Here is a 5201-nt window from a genome sequence, read left to right as displayed (position 1 = left end):
GCGCCGCTGTTCCAGCAGACGGGAAGCACCCGCGTGCTGTTCCCGACGCACCAGCGGAACGACCGGCGGGAGCCCTCCTGGTGGAACTTCGACGTCAACGTGGAGAAAGAGTTCACCCTGAAGGACATCAGCGCGACGGTGGAGTTCGGCATCTTCAACCTGCTGAACTCCGACGATCTGCGCAACCTCGACGGCCGCCAGGTGAGGATCTGGGACGCCGAGACGAATCAGTTCAGGTTCATCCGGCAGACGGTCGCCCAGCGGCGGCAAGGGCGGCAGTTCCAGATCGCACTGCGCATGAAGTTCTGAGTCTCCGCGAGAGGGATCGGGCGGGGCGCCGGACCAGCCGCGGCCGGCGCCCGCTCCGGAGAGGCCGCGCCCTGGGGAGCCGTCGCCGATGATCGCGTTCCACAATTCCCTCTCGGGTCGGCTCGAGGCGTTCGAACCTCTCGATCCGCCGCGGGTGGGCCTGTACACCTGCGGGCCCACGGTGCACGACTTCGCTCACATCGGGAATTTCCGCGCCTACGTGTGGGAGGACCTGCTGCGGCGGCACCTGGAGTACCGCGGGTTCGAAGTCCGGCACGTGATGAACATCACGGATGTCGAGGACAAGATCATCCGAAAGGCGGCCGAAGCGGGGGTTCCGATCGGGGAGTGGACGGCCCGCTTCACCCAGGCGTTCTTCGAGGACGTGCGGACGCTTCGGCTGAAGCCGGCCCATCACTACCCGCGGGCCACGGAGCACATCCCGGAGATGATCGAGCTTCTCCGCCGGCTGGAGGAGAGGGGACACACCTACGTGGCGGACGGGTCGCTCTACTTTCGGATCGCTTCCTTCCCCGGATACGGGCGCCTGTCCGGGCTGGACCGGGAGCGGCTCATCGCGGGGGCGCGTGTGGACGCCGACGAGTACGGAAAGGACGATCCGGCCGACTTCGTGCTGTGGAAGGCGGCAAAGCCGGGCGAGCCGACCTGGGACTCTCCGTGGGGCCCCGGCAGGCCGGGCTGGCACATCGAGTGCTCGGCCATGTCGATGAAGTACCTGGGGGAGACGTTCGACATCCACACCGGCGGTATCGACAACAAGTTCCCCCATCACGAGAACGAGATCGCCCAATCGGAAGGTGCGACGGGGCGGCCGTTCGTGCGCTACTGGCTGCATTGCGCCCATCTCGTGGTGGGGGGCGAAAAGATGTCGAAGTCGCTGGGCAACTTCTACACACTGCGCGAGCTCCTCGACCGCGGACACCCGCCGCGGTTGATCCGCCATGTCCTGATTTCCACTCACTACCGGAAGCCGCTCAACTTCACCTTCGAGGCGCTGGACCAGGCGGGGGCCGAGCTGGCGCGGATCGACGACCTCCGGCGGCGCCTGGCGGACGAGGCGGCGGGGCGCCGGGGTCCCGCGACGATGGCCGAGCGCGTCGAGGCAGCCGAGCGCGCCTTCGGCGAACGCCTGGACGACGATCTCAACGTCAGCGGCGCTTTGGGCGAGGTCTTTCGCCTCGTCAGGGAGGCGAACACGGCGCTCGACCGGGGCGAGTTGACGGCGGCCGACGCCGAGACGATCGAGGGATTCTTCGAGCGCGCGGACGCCGTGATCGGCACGTTGCTCCCGTGGGATGCGCAGGAGGAGATCGATCCCGAGGTGACCCGCCTCGCGCAGGAGAGGGAGGCGGCCCGCCGCCGCCGTGACTGGGCGACCGCGGACCGGCTCCGGGACGAGATCGCGGCGAGGGGCTACCAGGTCGAGGACACTCCCCGCGGGCCGCGGCTCAAGCGCCGCCGCTGAGAACTCCACCGCTCCCGGTTCGGGGAGGAGGTCGCGCACCGCCGCCTCCGCCGCTTCACGGCTCGGGCGAAGATCGGCCGATGTCGCGGCGGAGCCCCGGTCGGACGGAACGGGGCCGGCGGGCCGAGAGGCTCGCGGCCCGCTTTCTGGCCGCGCGCGGCTACCATCTGCTCGCTCGTAACGTCCGCCTCGGACCCGGAGAGATCGACATCATCGCCCGCGACGGCGAGGAGATCGTTTTCGTCGAGGTTCGGTCGCGCCGCGCCGGCTCCGCCATTCCGCCGGAAGCGACCGTCGGCCGGGACAAACGCCGCCGCCTCGCCGATGCGGCCGCGCAGTGGCTCGAGCGTTCCGGGGTGGAGGGTGTGTATTGCCGCTTCGACGTCGTGGCGGTCGAGATGGGGTCGGGGACCGCGCGTATCCGCCATTACCGCGGTGCTTTCGTGGACGAGGACGGCGGAGTGCCGCGTTGACGCCCCCGGGAGGGGGCCGTATCCTTCAGGCCGCCGCGGGAGTCGGCCGCTTCGCGAGCGGTCGCGCGGCCGGGGAACCGTCACGGCGCCGTAGCCAAGTGGTAAGGCAGGGGTCTGCAAAACCCCGATTCGCCGGTTCGAATCCGGCCGGCGCCTCCAGCCCTCCAGCGATCTAGCGCCCGGTGAGCAGGATGCTCCGCACTCCGCGCGGCGACGGAGCGGTCCGCAGGGCGTCGGCGTCGTCTCCGAGGCGCCGGGCCAGGTAGAGCGCCGCGGGGCCAAGGCGCAACTCGTCCAGCACGCGGAAAAAAACCGGGCCGGGCCGGTCGCCGTCGAGAAGCGCCGCCGCAGCTCGCCGGGCCTCGCCCGCCGAGAGCGGACGTGGCCGGACGGAGCCGCCACCGAGAACACGGCGGGCCACGGCGGTCAGCGCCACCGCGCTCCATTCGACGGCGTCCGGTCCGATCCGGCCGGCGGGGAGCCGGATCAGCTCGGGCAGCTCCTCTTCGCCGGCTCCGAGCACGCCCTCGAGGAATTCTCCCAGGGCCGTCACGGTGTCGAGCACGAGGTCGACCGCCTCGAGATCCTCGCGCGTTCGGAACGGACGGGGGGAGCCCCCGAACTCCCCGAAGAGGGGACGGGGGAGGAGGAGGGCCGTCAACGGCTCGTCGAGTTCGGGATCGAGGCGGTTGCGGCCGCGGTGGACCCGCGAAAGCCAACCGTCCGCGAGGCGCCGGGCCCGGAACGCCCGCTCTTGCACAGCCCCGACACCGACGCGGGCGATGTCGCGGGGGTGCATCTCCGCGAGCACCGCGGCCGCCCGGCCGGCGTCACCGTCGGGAACGAGTTCCAGGAGACCCAACTGCAGGTGGGACAGGGCGGTTTCCAGGCCGAGGCGATGGGTTTCCAGCTCGCCCAGGTGACCGAGGCTCGCCACCGCGTACCGATTGGCCAGCGCGGCGATGGCCGTCGCGGTCTCTTCCAACCGCTCGGGGGGAAGCGCCGCCACGGCCCTGGCGAGGACCGGCGTGGTGGAGCCGTCGAGCGGGATCAGAGCCGTGACCGGCTCGCGTCCGGCGGGCGGCGTCAGCCGCCTCCCCTCGAACCGGGCGGCGAGCCGCCGGCGTTCCTCCGCACGGATCTCCGGACCAGGCACCCAGACCTCCACCGCCTCGTCGAACTCCGGGAAGCCCCGCTCGGCGAGCCGGGAGCAGCGGCCGCGGTAGGCCTCCTCTTCCCGTTCGGCGGGGATGATCCAGAGAACTTGCTCGAGGAGCGCTTCGTAGACTCTGGGCTCGGCGGCCCGCAGCCGCGTCAGCCCCTCCCAGAGGGGAGGAAAGACCTCGGGCGGAGCGCCGGGAGCCGGCTCGAGGAAATACACGCCGTCCAGCGTGGGAAGGGGACGCTCCGGCGGAAAGAAGGCGGGATCGGTTTCGGCGTCGAGCTTGTAGACGCGGACGAGGTGGGCAAGCGCCACCACCACGGTGTCCTCGTCCCCCTCCCGGAGCCATCGCGCGACGAGGTCGGGGTCAGCCGCGGCGAAGGCCTCGATCCACCGGGCCATCCGCTCGGGATCGAGTTCGCTGCCGGACCAGGCGTCGATGTCGGTGAGGAAGTCGAGCTGGTGCCGCGAGGCGAGCGGCAACAGCGGCAACGCCTCGTCGAGACCCGCCTCGGCGATGGTGAGAAAGAATTCCTGCGCCGGGAGCGCGCGGACCAGCTCCCGCGGGCGGTCCGATTCGAGGATCGCTCGAACGCGCGCGCGCCGCGGCAGCTCCAGGATCTGCCGCCGGCGCGCCGCCAGACGGGCCGATCGGTTCACGGCCCGTCATTCTGAGGATCCCGCGCCGCACCTGCCAGAGGCGGCGCCGTCCACCGGGGCGGAAAGACCCGGAAGGCCCTCAGCGATCGTTGGCCGCCACCGCGGCCGGCTTGAGCAGGATCTGCCCGCAGCCGGTGCAATGCGCCGTTTCGAGGTCGCGGTCGTGGATCGCGTTGTGCTGCCCGCAGCAGCAGACCACGGTGATGATCACCGCTCCCTCCCATCCAGTGAGCGGCCCAGCCTGCCGAAATATGGGCCGAAACCGGTCCCGGGACCAGGAAAAATCGACCGGGGCGAGCCCCTCTCGCCGGCTGGTAGACTCCGGCCGGCCGGCCGGGATGGCGGAACTGGGAGACGCAGGGGACTTAAAATCCCCTGGCCTTCGGGCCGTCCGGGTTCGAGCCCCGGTCCCGGCACCAGGCCCCTTCCCCCATCGGCTCGCGCTCCACCGCCGGTCGCCACCCAGCACCGGTGGCGTTCGTTTCGGCGAGCGGCAGGCGGGGCCGCTCCCCTTTCCCACGAGCCCGGCCGCGGGGTGCCGGGGGCCCGGCGCCCGGTCGGTCCTTCGTGGACGGTCACCGCGGAGCGCACGGGTGGGGCGCCTGGAAGACCGCTACCCGGCCCGCGGTCCCCCGCCCGGGCGAGGCGGCGAGGCGCGGCCCCGTGCGCCCGGCCCGGAGCCGGCGTCGGTCCTGCGGTGCGAGGCGGTCGGAGATCAGCGCCCGAGGGCGGAGGTGAGCTGGCGCGCCTCGGAGGCGATCTCCATCGCGACCGGCGCGATACGAACCTCGGTCATCTCGAGCATTTCCAGCGAGGGATGGCCGGCGATCTTCTCGGCGACCTGGGAGGGGCGGGCGCGGTCGGCCAGCATCCCGCCCATCGCGGCGGCGAGGGCGATCATGGCGGTGAAGCGCCGGTGGCCGGCCGGTGCCATGTGGGGGGCGTCGTGATACCGGATGGCGTCGACGACGAGGGACGGGACGCTCCAGGTGGCCAGCAGGTCGGCTCCCACGCGCGGCGACAAGGGGACGACCGCCCGCACCACGGTCTCCGCCGGCATCGGCTCGCAGCGGCCCTCCTCGACGAGGGCGGCGTACGCACGGACCAGGAG

Annotated in this window: 5 protein-coding genes and 2 tRNA genes; 5 read left to right on the top strand and 2 right to left on the bottom strand. The window is 71.8% G+C overall.

Annotation, left to right across the window (positions count from 1 at the left end; translation table 11 throughout):
* The 4 genes from D6718_12740 to D6718_12725 form a co-directional block, all read left to right on the top strand.
* A partial coding sequence (locus D6718_12740; protein RMG43229.1) for a hypothetical protein occupies positions 1–309 on the top strand: 309 nt, incomplete at its 5' end.
* 88 nt (positions 310–397) lie between these two features.
* On the top strand, positions 398–1795 hold the full coding sequence (locus D6718_12735; protein RMG43228.1) for a cysteine--tRNA ligase: 1398 nt from the start codon (positions 398–400) through the stop codon (positions 1793–1795).
* Between the two features lie 80 nt (positions 1796–1875).
* Positions 1876–2268, top strand: coding sequence for a YraN family protein (locus tag D6718_12730; protein RMG43227.1), 393 nt, complete (start codon positions 1876–1878; stop codon positions 2266–2268).
* A gap of 84 nt (positions 2269–2352) precedes the next feature.
* Positions 2353–2427 (top strand) — tRNA-Cys (locus D6718_12725).
* 13 nt (positions 2428–2440) lie between these two features.
* Here D6718_12725 and D6718_12720 read toward each other — a convergent pair.
* Complete coding sequence (locus D6718_12720) at positions 2441–4090, bottom strand: hypothetical protein (GenBank protein RMG43226.1); 1650 nt, start codon at positions 4088–4090, stop codon at positions 2441–2443.
* A 332-nt stretch (positions 4091–4422) separates the two neighbouring features.
* Between D6718_12720 and D6718_12715 the strand changes: the two genes are divergently transcribed.
* Positions 4423–4509, top strand: a tRNA-Leu gene (locus D6718_12715).
* A gap of 296 nt (positions 4510–4805) precedes the next feature.
* On the opposite strand, the gene D6718_12710 is transcribed toward D6718_12715, so the two are convergent.
* Positions 4806–5201 (bottom strand): hypothetical protein (locus tag D6718_12710; GenBank protein RMG43225.1); only part of this gene is annotated, 396 nt, incomplete at its 5' end.

This window comes from Acidobacteriota bacterium (assembly GCA_003696075.1).
GTDB lineage: Bacteria > Acidobacteriota > Polarisedimenticolia > J045 > J045 > J045.
The sequence above is the reverse complement of the archived record's forward strand: the minus strand, read 5'-3'. Positions and strand labels throughout refer to the sequence as shown.